Here is a 16,988-nt window from a genome sequence, read left to right as displayed (position 1 = left end):
TCGGCCCCGCTCGATGTGACTTTCAAGATCCGACCCTACAAGGCCCCTCTGACATCGGCCCTGCACTTGATGCAACGTCCGGGGGACACCCCGATCATTCCCGCCACGCGGCCCTTTCAGCCGCGATCAGGCGGTGAATCCCTGACGGGTTCAGCGGCCGGAAAGCGCCCTCACCAGGTCCTCCGCCGTACGGCAGCGGTCCAGCAGGTCCTTGACGTGCTCCCGGGTACCGCGCAGGGGCTCCAGGGTCGGCACCCGCTGGAGGGAGTCCCGCCCCGGCAGATCGAAGATCACCGAATCCCAGGAGGCGGCCGCGACGTCGTCGGCGTACTGCTCCAGGCAGCGGCCCCGGAAGTACGCCCGGGTGTCCTCGGGCGGCTCCAGACCGGCCCGTACGACCTCCGCCTCGTCCAGCAGCCGCGTCATCTTCCCCCGGGCGGCGAGGCGGTTGTAGAGCCCCTTCTCCGGGCGGACGTCGGCGTACTGGAGGTCGACGAGGTGGAGCCGGGCGGCGTCCCAGTCCAGGCCGTCGCGGCGGCGGTAGCCCTCCATCAGCTCGCGCTTGGCGATCCAGTCCAGTTCGCCGGCCAGGCTCATCGGGTCGTTCTCCAGCCGCCCCAGGACGTCCTCCCAGCGCCCGAGCACGTCCTTGGTCTGGTCGTCCGCGTCCGCGCCGTAACGGTCCTCGACGTATTTGCGGGCCAGCTCGCAGTACTCCATCTGGAGCTGTACGGCGGTGAGCGTGCGCCCGCTGCGGAGCGTGATCAGGTGTTGCAGACCGGGGTCGTGCGACACCTGGTGAAGGGCGCGGACCGGCTGGTCGACGGCGAGATCGACGGCGATGAAACCGTCCTCGATCATGGAAAGGACCAGCGCCGTGGTGCCCAGCTTGAGGTAGGTGGAGATCTCGGAGAGGTTGGCGTCGCCGATGATGACGTGCAGGCGGCGGTACTTCTCCGCGTCCGAGTGGGGTTCGTCGCGGGTGTTGATGATCGGGCGCTTGAGTGTCGTCTCCAGGCCGACCTCGACCTCGAAGTAGTCGGCGCGCTGGCTGATCTGGAAGCCGTGGTCCCGGCCGTCCTGGCCGATGCCGACCCGGCCCGCGCCGGTGACGACCTGCCGCGAGACGAAGAACGGCGTCAGGTGCCGCACGATGTCCGAGAACGGCGTCTCCCGCTTCATCAGGTAGTTCTCGTGCGTGCCGTAGGAGGCGCCCTTGTTGTCGGTGTTGTTCTTGTACAGGTGGATCGGCTGGGCGCCGGGGACCTGCGCGGCCCGCTCCGCCGCCTCGGCCATGATCCGCTCACCGGCCTTGTCCCAGAGCACCGCGTCCCGCGGGTTGGTGATCTCGGGCGAGCTGTATTCGGGGTGCGCGTGGTCGACGTAGAGGCGCGCGCCGTTGGTGAGGATCACGTTGGCCAGGCCGATGTCCTCGTCGGTGAGCTGACTGGAATCGGCGGCCTCACGGGCGAGATCGAAGCCGCGGGCGTCCCGCAGCGGATTCTCCTCCTCGAAATCCCAGCGGGCACGGCGTGCCCGGTGCATCGCCGCCGCATAGGCATTGACGACCTGGGACGAGGTGAGCATGGCATTGGCATTGGGGTGACCAGGGACGGAAATTCCGTACTCGGTCTCGATTCCCATTACTCGCCGTACGGTCATGCGGCCCTCCTTGCCCGGCGGCGCCCCCGGATGAGGTCGGCGCTCACGTACCGCTGCGCTTCCGATCCGTATGCGATCCCCGTTTCCGTACCGTGTGACGCGGCGGTACCCACGAGCCTAGAGCGCCTTTGCGGTACTGGGGAGATCATGGCAGTCATTGCTCCAGTACGGTTTTGGCCGTACGGCTTTCCAGGAGCGGTTTCCGGACCCGGAAAAGCGTCCGGCTGCGGACGCCCCGTGCAGGACATCCGCAGCCGGAACGCGGTTTACAGGTATTGGCCGGTATTCGCGACCGTGTCGATGGAGCGGCCGGTGTCCGCGCCCTGCTTTCCGGTGACCAGCGTGCGGATGTAGACGATCCGCTCGCCCTTCTTGCCGGAGATACGGGCCCAGTCGTCCGGGTTGGTGGTGTTGGGCAGGTCTTCGTTCTCCTTGAACTCGTCCACGCACGCCTGGAGGAGGTGGGAGACCCGCAGACCCTTCTGGTCGTGTTCGAGGAAAGCCTTGATGGCCATCTTCTTCGCCCGGCCGACGATGTTCTCGATCATCGCGCCGGAGTTGAAATCCTTGAAGTAGAGGACTTCCTTGTCACCGTTGGCGTAGGTGACCTCCAGGAAGCGGTTCTCCTCGGATTCCGCGTACATCTGCTCGACGACCGACTGGATCATGCCGCTGACCGCTGCCTTCCGCGAGCCGCCGTGCTCGGCGAGATCGTCGGTGTGCAGCGGCAGGCGCTCGGTGAGGTACTTGGAGAAGATGTCCTTGGCCGCCTCGGCGTCCGGACGCTCGATCTTGATCTTCACGTCGAGCCGGCCCGGGCGGAGGATCGCCGGGTCGATCATGTCCTCGCGGTTGGAGGCGCCGATGACGATGACGTTCTCCAGGCCCTCCACACCGTCGATCTCGGAGAGCAACTGCGGGACGATGGTGTTCTCCACGTCCGAGCTGACGCCGGAGCCCCGGGTGCGGAAGAGGGAGTCCATCTCGTCGAAGAAGACGATGACGGGCGTGCCCTCGCTGGCCTTCTCCCGGGCGCGCTGGAAGACCAGGCGGATGTGCCGCTCCGTCTCGCCGACGTACTTGTTGAGCAGCTCGGGGCCCTTGATGTTGAGGAAGAAGCTCTTCCCCGCGGGCTGCCCGGTCACCTCGGCGACCTTCTTGGCGAGGGAGTTGGCGACCGCCTTGGCGATGAGCGTCTTGCCGCAGCCGGGCGGGCCGTAGAGCAAGACACCCTTGGGCGGGCGGAGTTCGTGCTCCTTGAAGAGGTCGGGGTAGAGGTACGGCAGCTCGACCGCGTCCCGGATCAGCTCGATCTGGCCTCCCAGACCGCCGATCTTGTTGTAGTCGATGTCCGGGACCTCTTCGAGGACCAGCTCCTCGACCTCGCTCTTGGGGATGACTTCGTAGACGTAGCCGGAGCGCGGTTCGAGGAGCAGGGCGTCGCCGGGGCGGATGGTCGTCTCCAGCAGCGGCTCGGCGAGCCGCACCACCCGCTCCTCGTCGGTGTGCCCGACCACCAGGGCGCGCTCGCCGTCCTCCAGGATCTCCTTGAGCGTGACGATGTCGCCGGCGCTCTCGAACTCCATGGCGTCGACCACGTTGAGCGCTTCGTTGAGCATGACCTCCTGGCCACGCCGGAGATCGGCCTTCTCCACGCTCGGGCTGACATTCACCCGGAGCTTGCGGCCGCCGGTGAAGATATCGACCGTGTCGTCGTCATTGGCCTGCAGGAAGACGCCGAAGCCGGCCGGCGGCTGGGCGAGCCTGTCGACCTCTTCCTTGAGGGCGACGATCTGGTCGCGCGCCTCGCGCAGCGTATTCGCGAGGCGTTCGTTCTGCGCGGAAACGCCGGCCAGATTGGTCTGCAGCTCGACGATCCGCTCTTCGAGAATCCTCGTATGCCGCGGAGAGTCGGCGAGCTTACGTCGCAGGACGGCGATCTCCTGCTCAAGATAGGCAACCTGACCGGCGGGATCCTCGGACCCCCGCCCCGGCCGGATGCCGTGGTTGATGTCGTCGTCGTGGGCTGCCACGGTCCTCACCTCCTCCAAGGGGAGCTGGACGCTTCCTGACCCTACCTGGGCGGGTGCGGGTTGAAACCCCTAGATCGAAAAGACGGTCGGGGCGTGTCCGATCTTCACCCTTGCGCACGTCCGCTCACCAAGGGAATACCCACCGAACAACATCGGAAAGCGACCGGTTGTATCGTCGGGACGGTCAACACCCGTCAGGGCTGGCGCCACTTAGACAAAATTGCTTCACGTACGCAGGAAACGGCAGGCGAGATGACCGTGCAGGAAGAAGCCCGTCCAGAGCTTGAAGTCTGGATCGATCAGGACCTGTGCACGGGGGACGGGATCTGTGCGCAGTACGCGCCGGAGGTCTTCGAGCTGGACATCGACGGGCTGGCGTACGTCAAGAGCGCGGACGACGAGCTGCTCCAGGACAAGGGCGCGACGACGCCGGTCCCGCTGCCGCTCCTCAATGACGTAAGGGACTCCGCCAAGGAGTGCCCCGGGGACTGCATCCATGTGCGGCGGGTCGCCGATCAGGTGGAGGTCTACGGACCCGACGCGGAGTAGGCGGGGCGGACCGGGAGTGGCGGCGGCGCGGATCGCGACCGCCGCCTTCGGCTTTCCGGAAGGGGGCCCTGGGCGGGGCTCCCGTACGGTCCGGTGTGTCGTCGGAGGGTACGGGGCGGACCGTGGCCCCGGAGGTGCGCGGTCAGACGCCGGTGGTGCCCGGCGCCGCCCGGTTGTCGGTGCGGAGGAACCTGCCGCCTTGCCAGCGCCACTCGGTGTCGGTGCTGATGTCCGGGCAGCAGCGCGGGACGTCGAGCGTGGAGTAGCCCAGGAGCGTCGCGGCGATGGTGCCGTCGTGCAGCGCGAGGTCCTGGACGCTCATCTTCCGGGAGGGGTCCAGGAGGGTCGCCACGATGCGGGGTGTGGCCTTGGCGCCGGAGGTGCGGGCGAGGACGTAGACGCCGCTGGGCGGGGTGCCGGTCTCACTGTGGCAGCGGACCGAGGCGACGGTTTCGGTGGTGCCGTCGCCGTCGAGATCGCCGGAGACCTGTTTCACCACATCGAGGCGGTTGGGGCCGCATTCGACGGGGAAGCTCACGGCGCGCGCGTCGGGGGCGGGCGCCGTGTGGCCGGGCTTCGCGGCGGTGGTGGTGGCGGTCGCATCAGGAGGCTGGACGAAGGACCCGGCGGCGATGACCGCGGCGATCGCGGTGGCCGTGGTGAGCCAGTGCATGGGGCGGGGCTGGGTGTGCGAAAGGTCCTGGCCTGCCAAGGGCTGCACGCGGGGTAACTCCTGTGAAGTGCTGTGGCGGTGGGAGTGCCCAGCATCGTTCCACAGGACGGGGCGCCGAGGAACCAGTGGGACCCGAGTTTCACGCCGGGAACACCCAGGAAACGAAAGAGCGCCGCCGACGGTTCCCCGGAGGGAACTCATCGGCGGCGCCCGGTTGTTCGGTGGCCGGAAACCGGCCGTCAGCCGCGCTCGGCGGCGTCCTTGGCGGAGGCGTCCTTGGCGCCGCCCGAGGCGGAGCCGGGGCCGGTGTAGTCGTCGCCGTACGCGCCCTTGGCGGGGCGGCGGCGGCGCAGCGGGGGCTCGACGCCGTCGGCGAGGCGGCGGGCGGTGAGCAGGAAGCCGGTGTGGCCGATCATGCGGTGGTCCGGGCGGACGGCGAGGCCCTCGACGTGCCAGGTGCGGACCATGGTCTCCCAGGCCGACGGCTCGTTGAAGGTGCCGTGCTCGCGGATCGCCTCGATGGTGCGGGCCAGCTGCGTGGTCGTGGCGACGTACGCGCAGAGGATGCCGCCGGGGACGAGCGCCTTGGAGACGGCCTCCAGGCACTCCCAGGGGGCGAGCATGTCCAGGATGACGCGGTCGACCTCCGTGTCGGAGAGGTTGTCCTGGAGGTCGCCGACGGTGAGCGTCCACGCGGGGTGCGGACCGCCGAAGTACCGCTCGACGTTCTGCGTGGCGATCTCGGCGAAGTCGGCGCGGCGCTCGTAGGAGTGCAGCATTCCCTGGTCACCGATGGCGCGGAGCAGGAAGCTGCTCAGCGAGCCGGATCCCACCCCCGCCTCGACGACCCGGGCGCCGGGGAAGATGTCGGCCATCGCCAGGATCTGCCCCGCGTCCTTGGGGTAGACCACGGCGGCGCCGCGGGGCATGGACAGGACGTAGTCGGGGAGCAGCGGGCGCAGCGCGAGGTAGGCGACGTTCCCGGTGGTACGGACAACACTGCCCTCGGGAGCACCGATCAGCTCGTCGTGGGGGAAGGCTCCCTTGTGGGTGTGGAAGCTCTTGCCCTCTTCGAGCGTGAAGGTGTAGTGGCGTCCCTTGGGGTCGGTGAGCTGGACCTGGTCCCCGACCTTGAAGGGCCCGCGACGGCGGGCGGCACCGGTCGGTTCGGACATGTGACCAGCCTACCGGCCCCGGGGGCGTGCCCCGGACCAGCGGGTGTCCGGGCGTCCGGCGGCGGCCCCGGGACCGGCCCGCACGGCGGTCAGGAGTGGCGGGCCATGGCGGTGACGAAGGCACGCTCGACGTCGGCGGCGGAGAGCACGCCGTAGATCTCCCCCGTCTCCTCGACGACGAGGTATTCGCTGGCCGGGGTGGTGCGGAGGTGTTCCAGCAGCTCCTCGCCGGAGAGGTCGGCCGGGACGCGCATGCCGTCCTTGAGGTCCTGGGCGAGCGTGCCGACCGCGACCCAGGGGCGGCGGTGTTCCGGTACGCCCACGATGGCGGCCTCGCGGACGATGCCGGTGGGCTCGCCGCCGGGGTCGACGACGACGAGGGCGCGGGCCCCCGCGTCGTTGGCGCGGCGCAGCGCCTCGGCGAGGGAGGTGTCGGGTCCGGTGGGCGCCGCGCGGCGGGTGAGGGCCCGGGCGCCCAGGTCGGGGAGGCGTTCGCGCAGGCGGGCCATGCGCAGGCTGTTGCCCGCGCCGGTCCAGATGATGGCGGCGAGGACGGCGGCGAGCAGCGCGTCGGTGAGGGAGTCGGTGCCGGTGATGTCGGCGGGCGGGCGGCCGAGCGCACCGGAATGGGTCAGCAGCGGCAGCCCGATGAGGACGGTGACGGCGAGGGCGCGGCCCACCCAGGCGGCGGCGACGGTGCCGGTCATGGGGCGGCCGGTGAGCTTCCACACGACGGCGCGCAGCATCCGGCCACCGTCGAGGGGCAGGCCGGGCAGGAGGTTGAAGACCGCGACGATGAGGTTGGAGATCATCAGGCCGGCCATCAGGACGCCCGGCACCGTGCGCGGCTCGACCAGCCGCATGCCTCCGTAGAAGACACCGGCCAGGGCCAGGGAGAGCAGCGGGCCCACGAAGGCGAGGACGAATTCCCGGCCGGGGGTCTCGGTCTCCTTCTCGATCTCCGAGACGCCGCCGAAGAACTGCAGCTGGATGCGGCGTACGGGGAGTTTGAAGCGGAGGGCGGCGACGGTGTGGGCCAGTTCGTGGACGAGCACCGAGGCGTAGAAGGCGACCGCGAAGAAGAGGGAGACGAGGTAGCGGAGGGCGCCCAGCTCCGGCAGGACCTGTTCGAGCTGGCCGCCGAAGACCCAGGTGATCAGCGCGGCGACGAGGAACCAGCTCGGGGCGACGTAGACCGGCACGCCGAAGGGGCGGCCCATCAGGATGCCGCCGCCGGTGCCCTTGGGGCGGCGGGGCCTCGGCGCGCCGCGGCCCGTGCGGCGCGGACCGGCCCCGGGGCCCGGGGGCGGCTCGGCCGACTGGGGCGGCCGGTGCTCCTCGGGGCCCTGCGGCTCCTTGGGGTCCTGCGGCTTCCCGCTGTCGTCCACGGCGTCCCCTCGTCGGATACGGCCTTCGCGCCTGCTCGGCGTGATCGTTCCCGATCGTGCAGGGCAAAGGGGTTCTGGCCTCGATGGTATGCCGAGCCACCGTCACGGATCCGTCGCGGGGCGCGGGCGGTGCCGTGGCGGCGCTCCGCGGCGCGGGCGTTGTCAGTGGCGGGCCGTAGGGTCGGGTGTCATGGGAACGAGCACCGAGAATGCCGGGGCGGACACGGCGCGGGAGCGGCACGCGCAGGGGCCGGCGGACGGGCCGTCGGCGGACGGCGCGGTCGCGGCCGGGAACGCCGCGGCGGCGGACGGACCGCGGGCGGCCGCGATCGGGCCGCAGGCCACGGCCGCGGATCCGCGGGCGGCCGGCGACGGCCCGCGTACGGAGGCGGCGGGGCCCGTCGCGCGCTCGGGGCAGCCCGGGCCGCCGGTGGCGCTGTCGCCGTCGCGGGCGAGCGATTTTCTGCAGTGTCCGCTGCTCTACCGCTTCCGGGTGATCGACAAGCTGCCGGAGCAGCCCAGTCCGGCGGCGACGCGGGGCACGGTGGTGCACGCGGTGCTGGAGCGGCTGTTCGACGCGCCGGCGGCGGAGCGTACGGCGGGTGGCGCGCGGGCGATGGTGGCCGGCGAGTGGGAGAAGCTGCTGGCGAAGCGCCCGGAGCTGGCGGAGCTGTTCGCCGACGACCCGGCGGGCGAGCGGCTGGCCGGTTGGCTGGCGGACGCCGAGGCGCTGGTGGAGCGGTGGTTCACGCTGGAGGACCCGACCCGGCTGGAGCCGGCCGACCGGGAGCTGTACGTCGAGACGGTGCTGGACTCGGGGCTCCGGCTGCGCGGTTTCATCGACCGGGTGGACATCGCGCCGACCGGCGAGGTCCGGATCGTCGACTACAAGACCGGTAAGGCGCCCCGCCCGCAGTTCGCCGAGGGCGCGCTGTTCCAGATGAAGTTCTACGCGCTGGTGATGTGGCGGCTGCGCGGGGTGGTGCCGCGGCGGCTCCAGCTCGTCTACCTGGGCAGCGGTGACGTCATCACGTACGACCCGGGCGAGAGTGAACTGCTCGCGGTGGAGCGGAAGTTGCTGGCGCTGTGGGAGGCGATCGGGAAGGCCACGGCGACGGGCGACTGGCGGCCGCGGCCGACGAAGCTGTGCGGCTGGTGCGATCACCAGGCGCACTGTCCGGAGTTCGGCGGCACTCCCCCGGTGTATCCGCTGGAGATCCGCCCGGCGGACGGCGCGTAGCCGGAGCAGGGCAGAATGGAGCCGGTCCAACAAAGGAGAAGTGGTGGCAATCCGCGTCCTGCTGGTCGATGACCAGCCGCTGCTGCGTACGGGTTTCCGGATGATCCTGGAGGCCGAGCAGGATCTGGCGGTCGTCGGTGAGGCCGGTGACGGTCTGCAGGCGTTGGAGCAGGTCCGGGCGCTCCAGCCCGATGTGGTGCTGATGGACATCCGCATGCCGCGGATGGACGGTGTGGAGGCGACGCGTCAGATCACCGGCCCGGCGAAGGACGGCCCGGCCAAGGTGCTGGTGCTGACCACCTTCGATCTGGACGAGTACGTCGTCGAGGCGCTGCGCGCGGGGGCCAGCGGTTTTCTGCTCAAGGACGCCCCGGCGCACGAGCTGGTGCAGGCGATCCGGGTGGTCGCCGCGGGCGAGGCGATGCTCGCGCCGAGCATCACGCGCCGGCTGCTCGACAAGTACGCCGGGCATCTGCCGTCCGGCGAGGAGCCGGTGCCGGACACGCTGAACACCCTCACCGACCGCGAGGTGGAGGTGCTGAAGCTGGTCGCGCGCGGGCTGTCGAACGCCGAGATCGCCGCGGATCTCTTCGTGAGCGAGACGACGGTCAAGACCCATGTGGGCCATGTGCTGACGAAGCTGGGGCTGCGCGACCGTGTGCAGGCCGCGGTGTACGCGTACGAGAGCGGGCTGGTGCGCCCCGGCGCCCAGTAGCGGCGGCGCGGGCCCCGGTCCGGGGCTGTGGGAACGGCCGGAGGGGCCGGTCCGGGATGGTTTCCCGGACCGGCCCCTCCTGTGTCGTGCGGGTTATTCGGAGACGCCGCGGCCCAGCTCCCAGATCTGCAGCGCCGAGGAGGAGTTGAGCGCCCACTCCACACCGGTGATGTCGTCCCGGGCGGCGACGTACTGCTTGCCCTGCCACAGCGGGAGGATCGGGACGTCGTCGGCGAGGATGTTCTGGATCTCCTTGAAGCCGGCGCCCGCGGCGTTGCGGTCGGTCTGCTGGCGGGTGCCGGGGATCAACTGCGTCTCGATCTTGGTGTTGCGGTAGGGCGAGTTGAGGAAGTTGCCCTTGCCGAGGAACGGGCCGACGTAGTTGTCGGCGTCCGGGATGTCGGGGAACCAGCCCATGCCGTAGACCGCGTACTTGCCGTTCGAGGAGTCGGTGCGGAACTGCTGCCAGTTGTCGATGCCCTTGATGTCGACGTCGAACAGCTTGCTGGCGTTGAGCTGCTGCTTGAGGGCCTCGAACTCCTTGGCGGTGCTCGCGCCGTAGTGGTTCTCGGTGTACGTCAGGGTCAGCTTCACCGGGGTGTGGACGTTCGCCTGCTCCAGGATCTGGCGGGCGGCGGAGGCGCTGGGGTTGCCGTACTTGGTGAAGAAGGAGTTGATGTGGCCGGTGAGGCCGGTGGGCACCAGGGAGTACAGCGGGTCGCCGACGTAGGAGTAGACGTCACGCAGGATCTGCGAGCGGTTGACGACCTGCGCCATCGCCTGGCGGACGGCCGGGTTGGAGACCGACGGGTCCTTGGTGTTGAAGGCGAGGTAACGGATCTCCTGGCCGGGCATCTCCTGGAGGGAGATGTGCTCGTCACGGGAGTTCTGCAGGCCCTTGACCTGCGCGGGCGACAGACCGCGGTTCATCAGGTCGATCTGGCCCTTGCGCAGCGCCTTCTCCATCGCGGACGAGCTGGGGAAGAACCGCATCTCGACCTTGTCGTTCAGCGGCTTCACCGCGCCCTTGTAGCCGGGGTTCCGGCTGAAGACGATCTTGGTGACGCGCTCGCCGCTGCGCTCGGCCTTGAGCGTGTACGGGCCGGAGCCGACGAGGTCGAAGCCGCTGTAGAGGCGGTCCCCGGGGTACACCTGGTGGTCGACGATGCCCGCGGCGGGCGTGGTGAGCTTCTGCGGGAAGGTGGCGTCCGGCTTCTTGAGGTGGAAGACCACCTCGGTGTCGCTGGGCGTCTCGATCTTGTCGATGTCGTTGACGAGCGTGCCCGGACCGTTGGCGTAGTTGATCTTCTGCACGCGGTCGATGGAGAACTTCACGTCCTGCGCGGTGAGCGCGTGGCCGTTGGAGAACTTCAGGTCGCTGCGGAGGGTGCACCGGTACTGCTCGTTCCGCGTGTCCCGGAAGCCGCAGGTCTTGGCCGCCTCGGGCACCGGCGTGGTGCCGGTTCTGGGCAGCCGCAGCAGCGTCTGGAGGGTGCCGCGCAGCACGTTCATCGCGTCGACGTCGTACGCCTGCGCCGGATCGAACGGTGCGGGGGCATCCTTGGTGGCCTCGATCTGCGTGGCGACCCCGACGACGATGGGATCGCTCCCGTCCGCACCGTCCGGGCCGCCGCAGGCCGCGAGTACGGGGGCGAGCAGACCGGCCAGAGCCGGCAGCACCAAGGTCTTGCGATTCATCGTCGGCAGGTTCCTTATCAGCGCAGAGGTGTTGCTCACGTCGACATTAGTAGGAACAGCCATCGGGTCCGGGCCGCAACGGAGTTGCCGTTATAGGGACACCGGATAACAGAACACAGGTCTCCGATTACCGGACGCGGGAACGAAGCGGGCGTTGATCAATGAATCCGGACACTTACCCCCGCACATCAGGCTCGCAGACCCACCTGGAACACCCGTGATGACACCTGTCGACGCCGAGGCGCGTGAGAAACGTCACGCGCCCCGGCGGGAGCGGCAATGCGGGAATTCGGCCAGGGTATACGTCACGGAAAATGAGCAGGTCGCTGCCCTGAGTTCTTACCGCTTTCCCGGAGGAACGCTCAGTGCATGCCTCAATTGCTTTCCGTGATGAGCGCCTGAAGAAAAGAAAGATCAACTTCTTCGAGTGACCGGACGACGGTCCGGCCCGCCGCGGGCGGCACCGGCACCACCGACGGCACGGCCACGACGCGGCACCCGGCCGCCTCCCCCGCGCGCACCCCCGTGAGGGTGTCCTCCACCACCGCGCACCGCGCCGGATCGACGCCCAGCCGGGCGGCGGCGGTGAGGTACGGATCCGGATGCGGTTTGGTGCGCTCCAGCTCGTCACCGGCGAGCGTCAGATGGAAGTTGGCCGGGCCCAGGGAGTGCAGCATGCGGTCGATGATGGCGCGGTGCGAGGCGGAGACCAGGGCGGTGGGCACACCGTGGGCGGAGAGTTCGGCCAGCAGCCGGCGGGCGCCGGGCATCAGCGGTACCCCGCGGCCGATCCGGGCGGCGAAGCGGGCGTTGAGCAGTCCGCTCAGCTCCGTCAGGCCGATCCGGGCGCCGGTGGCCTGAATCAGATATCCGGCGCTGCGGGTCATGGGACCGCCGACGACGACCTCGCGGTGGGTGTCGTCCAGGACGTGGCCCAGCTCGGCGAAGACCTCAGACTCGGCCTCCCACCAGAAACCCTCGGTGTCGACGAGGGTGCCGTCCAGGTCGAGGAAGACCGCCTGGAGAGCCGTGTCCTCGACCGCCCGGGAGTCGGCCGCGGGGATGCTGCTGGTCATCCGTCCACCTCCGTGAGGGTCCCCTGAGGGACAAAAGGGCCGGCCACCGCCCCGGAGTGGGGTGATGACCGGCCGCTACCGGACCGACCAGTGTACGACTGTGCGCGCCGGTCCGCGGGGTGACGCGGAAGGAGGCCGTCCGCCGTTCGGGCGGCGGACGGCCGGGCGCTCACCTGGCGTTACGGCCCGGGCGCTCACCTGGCGTTGAAGTACTTCGCCTCAGGGTGGTGGATCACGATCGCGTCGGTGGACTGCTCGGGGTGGAGCTGGAACTCCTCGGAGAGGTGGACGCCGATGCGCTCCGGCTGGAGCAGATCGGCGATCTTCGCGCGGTCCTCCAGGTCGGGGCAGGCGCCGTAGCCCAGGGAGAAGCGGGCGCCGCGGTACTTGAGCGCGAACATGTCCTCGACGTCGGACGGGTCCTCGCCGCCGAAGCCCAGCTCGGCACGGACCCGGGCGTGCCAGTACTCGGCCAGCGCCTCGGCGAGCTGGACGGAGAGGCCGTGGAGTTCGAGGTAGTCGCGGTAGGAGTTGGCGGCGAAGAGCTTGGCGGTCTCCTCGCCGATGCGGGAGCCGACGGTGACGACCTGGAGGCCGACGACGTCGGTCTCGCCGGACTCCTCCGGGCGGAAGAAGTCCGCCAGGCACAGGCGGCGGCCGCGGCGCTGGCGCGGGAAGGTGAAGCGGGTGCGCTCGGTGCCGTCCTCGTGCAGCAGGATGAGGTCGTCGCCCTTGGAGACGCACGGGAAGTAGCCGTGGACGACGGCGGCTTCCAGCAGGTTCTCCGTCTGGAGCCGGTCGAGCCAGCCGCGCAGCCGCGGCCGTCCCTCGGTCTCCACCAGCTCCTCGTAGGTCGGGCCGTCGCCGGTGCGGGCCTGCTTGAGGCCCCACTGGCCCTTGAAGAGGGCGCCCTCGTCCAGCCAGGAGGCGTAGTCGGCGAGCTGGATGCCCTTGACGACGCGGGTGCCCCAGAACGGCGGGGCGGGGACGGGGTTGTCGGTCGCGACGTCGGAGCGGACCGAGCCCTCGGGCTCCTCGGCCGCCGGCTCGGCCGTCTCACGCTTGGGGACGCGGCGCTGCTTCAGCTCGGGCAGGGCGGCGCCGGGCACGCCGCGCTTGACGGCGATCAGCGCGTCCATCAGGCGCAGCCCCTCGAACGCGTCGCGGGCGTAGCGGACCTCGCCGTCGTAGATCTCGTGGAGGTCCTGTTCGACGTAGGCGCGGGTGAGGGCGGCGCCGCCGAGGATGACCGGGTAGTCGGCGGCCATCTTGCGCTGGTTCAGCTCCTCCAGGTTCTCCTTCATGATCACCGTGGACTTGACCAGCAGTCCTGACATGCCGATGACGTCGGCGCGGTGCTCCTCGGCGGCGTCCAGGATCGCGGAGACCGGCTGCTTGATGCCGAGGTTGACGACGTTGTAGCCGTTGTTGGAGAGGATGATGTCGACGAGGTTCTTGCCGATGTCGTGGACGTCGCCGCGGACGGTGGCCAGGACGATGGTGCCCTTGCCCGATCCCTCGCCGTCGTCGATCTTCTCCATGTGCGGTTCGAGGTGGGCGACCGCGGTCTTCATCACCTCGGCGGACTGCAGGACGAACGGCAACTGCATCTGGCCGGAGCCGAAGAGTTCGCCGACGACCTTCATGCCCTCCAGGAGGGTGTTGTTGACGATGTCGAGGGCGGGGGTGGTGCGCAGCGCCTCGTCGAGGTCGGCCTCCAGGCCGTTCTTCTCGCCGTCGATGATGCGGCGGGCCAGGCGCTCCTCCAGCGGCAGCGCGGCCAGCTCCTCGGCCTTGCCCGCCTTGAGGGACTTGGTGTCGACGCCCTCGAACAGCTCCATGAGCTTCTGGAGCGGATCGTAGCCCTCGGCGCGGCGGTCGTAGATCAGGTCGAGGGCGCAGGTGACCTGCTCCTCGTCGAAGCGGGCGATCGGCAGGATCTTGCTGGCGTGCACGATGGCCGAATCCAGCCCCGCCTTGACGCACTCGTCGAGGAAGACGGAGTTGAGCAGGATGCGGGCGGCCGGGTTGAGGCCGAAGGAGATGTTGGACAGGCCCAGGGTGGTCTGGACGTCCGGGTGGCGGCGCTTGAGCTCCCGGATGGCCTCGATGGTGGCGATGCCGTCCTTGCGGGACTCCTCCTGGCCGGTGCAGATGGTGAAGGTGAGGGTGTCGATGAGGATGTCGGACTCGTCGATGCCCCAGTTGCCGGTCAGGTCGGCGATGAGGCGCTCGGCGATGGCGACCTTGTGCTCGGGGGTGCGGGCCTGGCCCTCCTCGTCGATGGTGAGGGCGATGAGCGCCGCGCCGTGCTCGGCGGCGAGGGCGGTGACCTTGGCGAAGCGGGACTCGGGGCCGTCGCCGTCCTCGTAGTTGACGGAGTTGATGACGGCGCGGCCGCCCAGCTTCTCCAGTCCGGCGCGGAGCACCGGCAGTTCGGTGGAGTCCAGGACGATGGGGAGGGTGGAGGCGGTGGCGAAGCGGCCGGCCAGCTCCTCCATGTCGGCGACGCCGTCGCGTCCGACGTAGTCGACGCAGAGGTCGAGCATGTGGGCGCCCTCGCGGATCTGGTCGCGGGCCATCTCCACGCAGTCGTCCCAGCGGCCCGCCAGCATCGCCTCGCGGAACTTCTTCGAACCGTTGGCGTTGGTGCGCTCGCCGATCGCGAGGTACGAGGTGTCCTGGCGGAAGGGGACGGTCTGGTAGAGGGAGGCGGCGCCGGGCTCGGGGCGCGGCTCGCGCTCCGGCGGGGTCAGGCCGCGGACCCGCTCGACGACCTGGCGCAGGTGTTCGGGGGTGGTGCCGCAGCAGCCGCCGACGAGGGAGAGGCCGTACTCGCCGACGAAGGTCTCCTGGGCGTCGGCGAGCTCGGCGGCGGTGAGCGGGTAGTGGGCGCCGTCCTTGCCCAGGACCGGCAGGCCCGCGTTGGGCATGCAGGAGATCGGGACGCGGGAGTGGCGGGCGAGGTAGCGCAGGTGCTCGCTCATCTCGGCGGGGCCGGTCGCGCAGTTGAGGCCGATCATGTCGATGCCGAGCGGCTCCAGGGCGGTGAGCGCCGCGCCGATCTCGGAGCCGAGCAGCATGGTGCCGGTGGTCTCGACGGTGACGGAGCAGATGACCGGGAGGTTCGTGCCGGTGGCGGCGAGGGCGCGGCGGGCGCCGAGGATGGCCGCCTTGGTCTGGAGCAGGTCCTGGGTGGTCTCGACCAGCAGCGCGTCGGCGCCGCCGGCGATCATGCCCTCGGCGTTGCGCTGGTAGGCGTCGCGGAGGGTGGTGTACGGGGCGTGGCCGAGGGTGGGCAGCTTGGTACCGGGGCCCATCGAGCCGAGGACCCAGCGCTGCTGTCCGGTCGAGGCGGTGAACTCGTCGGCGACCTCGCGGGCGATGCGGGCGCCCGCCTCGGAGAGTTCGAAGACCCGCTCGGGGATGTCGTACTCGGCCAGCGCGGCGAAGTTGGCGCCGAAGGTGTTGGTCTCCACGCAGTCGACGCCGACCGCGAAGTACTCCTCGTGGACCGATCGGACGATGTCCGGACGGGTGATGTTGAGGACCTCGTTGCAGCCCTCCAACTGCTGGAAGTCCTCCATCGAGGGGTCCTGCGCCTGGAGCATCGTGCCCATCGCCCCGTCGGCGACCACCACCCGGGAGGCCAGCGCCTCGCGGAAGGAGTCGACGCGGGACGCGCTGGAGGACGTGGACGTGTACGAGGCCATGGAGGTGCTCCCCTGGTTGCGACGGCTGTCGGCTTTGCGCCCTCCGGTGGACGGCGCACGCGGCCAGCCTAGCCCGAGGTCCGGGACAGGTGTTCCGGTGTTCCACCGCCTGGACGGCCCGCCGTCCCCCGGCCGGTCGCACCTCGGCCATGATCGGGAGCGGAGTCCGGCCCTCCCGTGGTTCGGCATGGACCTATATCGTTCCGCATTGTCGAACCGCGCATCTTGGAGGTTGTCCGATGGCACGCACCATCCAGTCGCTGGAGCGAGCCGCCGCGGTGCTGCGGCTGCTCGCGGGCGGGGAACGGCGGCTGGGACTGTCCGACATCTCCTCGGCGATCGGCCTGGCCAAGGGCACCGCCCACGGCATCCTGCGCACCCTCCAGCAGGAGGGCTTCGTCGAGCAGGACCCGGCGTCCGGCCGCTACCAGCTCGGCGCCGAGCTGCTGCGCCTGGGCAACAGCTATCTGGACGTCCACGAGCTACGGGCCCGCGCCCTGGTGTGGACCGACGACCTGGCACGCTCCAGCGGCGAGAGCGTCTACCTCGGCGTCCTGCACCAGCAGGGCGTACTGATCGTGCACCACGTCTTCCGGCCGGACGACAGCCGTCAGGTGCTGGAGGTGGGCGCGATGCATCCGCTGTACAGCACGGCGCTGGGCAAGGTGCTGTGCGCGTACGACCCGGTGGCGCACAGCGAGGTCGCGGAGGTGGAGCGGGAAGCGCTCACGGCGCACACGGTGACCGGGGCGGACGCGTTCGAGACGGCGCTGGAGCTGACCCGGGCGCGGGGGTGGGCCGCGGACGTCGAGGAGACGTGGGAGGGCGTGGCGTCGGTGGCCGCGCCGGTGCACGACCGGCGGCGGATGCCGGTGGGTGCGGTGGGCATCACGGGTGCCGTGGAGCGGGTGTGCCGGGAGGGCGCGGTGCGGCCGGAAATCGTCGCTGCTGTCAGGGATTGCGCACGCGCTGTGTCCAGGGATCTGGGCGCAGGCCGATTCTGACCGTATTGCGACTGATTGTTCACGCGACTTTTTCGCCACAGAACCCTTGACGCCACCAAACA

At 70.0% G+C, this 16,988-nt stretch carries 12 protein-coding genes; 4 read left to right on the top strand and 8 right to left on the bottom strand.

What is annotated here, in order from left to right:
• Positions 1 to 150 precede the first annotated feature (150 nt).
• Positions 151 to 1,662 (bottom strand): depupylase/deamidase Dop, encoded by a 1,512-nt coding sequence (gene dop / locus ACGH2B_RS23635; protein ID WP_399093403.1) that lies wholly within the window; start codon positions 1,660 to 1,662, stop codon positions 151 to 153.
• Between the two features lie 266 nt (positions 1,663 to 1,928).
• Positions 1,929 to 3,695, bottom strand: a complete 1,767-nt coding sequence (gene arc, locus ACGH2B_RS23630) for a proteasome ATPase (RefSeq protein WP_399093400.1) — start codon at positions 3,693 to 3,695, stop codon at positions 1,929 to 1,931.
• A gap of 252 nt (positions 3,696 to 3,947) precedes the next feature.
• On the opposite strand from arc, the gene ACGH2B_RS23625 reads away from it, so the two are divergent.
• A complete protein-coding gene (locus tag ACGH2B_RS23625; RefSeq protein WP_399093397.1) occupies positions 3,948 to 4,244 on the top strand; it encodes a ferredoxin in 297 nt (98 codons plus the stop codon).
• A 142-nt stretch (positions 4,245 to 4,386) separates the two neighbouring features.
• Here the strand turns inward: ACGH2B_RS23625 and ACGH2B_RS23620 are convergent, their stop codons facing one another.
• The 3 genes from ACGH2B_RS23620 to ACGH2B_RS23610 all read right to left on the bottom strand — a co-directional run bounded on the left by ACGH2B_RS23620 (position 4,387) and on the right by ACGH2B_RS23610 (position 7,480).
• Positions 4,387 to 4,965, bottom strand: coding sequence for a hypothetical protein (locus ACGH2B_RS23620; protein ID WP_399093394.1), 579 nt, complete (start codon positions 4,963 to 4,965; stop codon positions 4,387 to 4,389).
• 191 nt (positions 4,966 to 5,156) lie between these two features.
• The gene (locus tag ACGH2B_RS23615; RefSeq protein WP_399093391.1) at positions 5,157 to 6,092 is read right to left on the bottom strand and encodes a tRNA (adenine-N1)-methyltransferase; all 936 of its coding nucleotides are present in this window, start codon (positions 6,090 to 6,092) and stop codon (positions 5,157 to 5,159) included.
• 89 nt (positions 6,093 to 6,181) lie between these two features.
• Positions 6,182 to 7,480, bottom strand: a complete 1,299-nt coding sequence (locus ACGH2B_RS23610; protein ID WP_399093388.1) for a site-2 protease family protein — start codon at positions 7,478 to 7,480, stop codon at positions 6,182 to 6,184.
• Positions 7,481 to 7,670: 190 nt separating this feature from the next.
• Here ACGH2B_RS23610 and ACGH2B_RS23605 point away from each other — a divergent pair, with 190 nt between their 5' ends.
• Positions 7,671 to 8,720, top strand: a complete 1,050-nt coding sequence (locus ACGH2B_RS23605; RefSeq protein ID WP_399093385.1) for a RecB family exonuclease — start codon at positions 7,671 to 7,673, stop codon at positions 8,718 to 8,720.
• A 43-nt stretch (positions 8,721 to 8,763) separates the two neighbouring features.
• A complete protein-coding gene (locus tag ACGH2B_RS23600; RefSeq protein ID WP_399093382.1) occupies positions 8,764 to 9,435 on the top strand; it encodes a response regulator in 672 nt (223 codons plus the stop codon).
• 93 nt (positions 9,436 to 9,528) lie between these two features.
• On the opposite strand, the gene ACGH2B_RS23595 is transcribed toward ACGH2B_RS23600, so the two are convergent.
• From ACGH2B_RS23595 to metH, 3 genes are all read right to left on the bottom strand, one after another.
• Complete coding sequence (locus ACGH2B_RS23595) at positions 9,529 to 11,133, bottom strand: ABC transporter substrate-binding protein (protein WP_399097257.1); 1,605 nt, start codon at positions 11,131 to 11,133, stop codon at positions 9,529 to 9,531.
• A 374-nt stretch (positions 11,134 to 11,507) separates the two neighbouring features.
• Positions 11,508 to 12,209 carry an HAD family hydrolase gene (locus ACGH2B_RS23590; RefSeq protein WP_399093379.1) on the bottom strand — a complete coding sequence of 234 codons (702 nt, stop codon included), beginning with the start codon at positions 12,207 to 12,209 and terminating at the stop codon, positions 11,508 to 11,510.
• 194 nt (positions 12,210 to 12,403) lie between these two features.
• Complete coding sequence (gene metH / locus ACGH2B_RS23585; RefSeq protein WP_399093376.1) at positions 12,404 to 15,922, bottom strand: methionine synthase; 3,519 nt, start codon at positions 15,920 to 15,922, stop codon at positions 12,404 to 12,406.
• 239 nt (positions 15,923 to 16,161) lie between these two features.
• On the opposite strand from metH, the gene ACGH2B_RS23580 reads away from it, so the two are divergent.
• Entirely contained in the window at positions 16,162 to 16,926 is a 765-nt protein-coding gene (locus tag ACGH2B_RS23580; RefSeq protein WP_399093373.1) for an IclR family transcriptional regulator, read from the top strand.
• Positions 16,927 to 16,988 lie beyond the last annotated feature (62 nt).

The sequence above is a fragment of the Streptomyces sp. BBFR2 genome (genome assembly GCF_044497305.1).
Taxonomy (GTDB): Bacteria; Actinomycetota; Actinomycetes; order Streptomycetales; family Streptomycetaceae; genus Streptomyces.
Note: the sequence above shows the minus strand (reverse complement) of the source record. Positions and strands in the feature narration are given on the sequence as shown.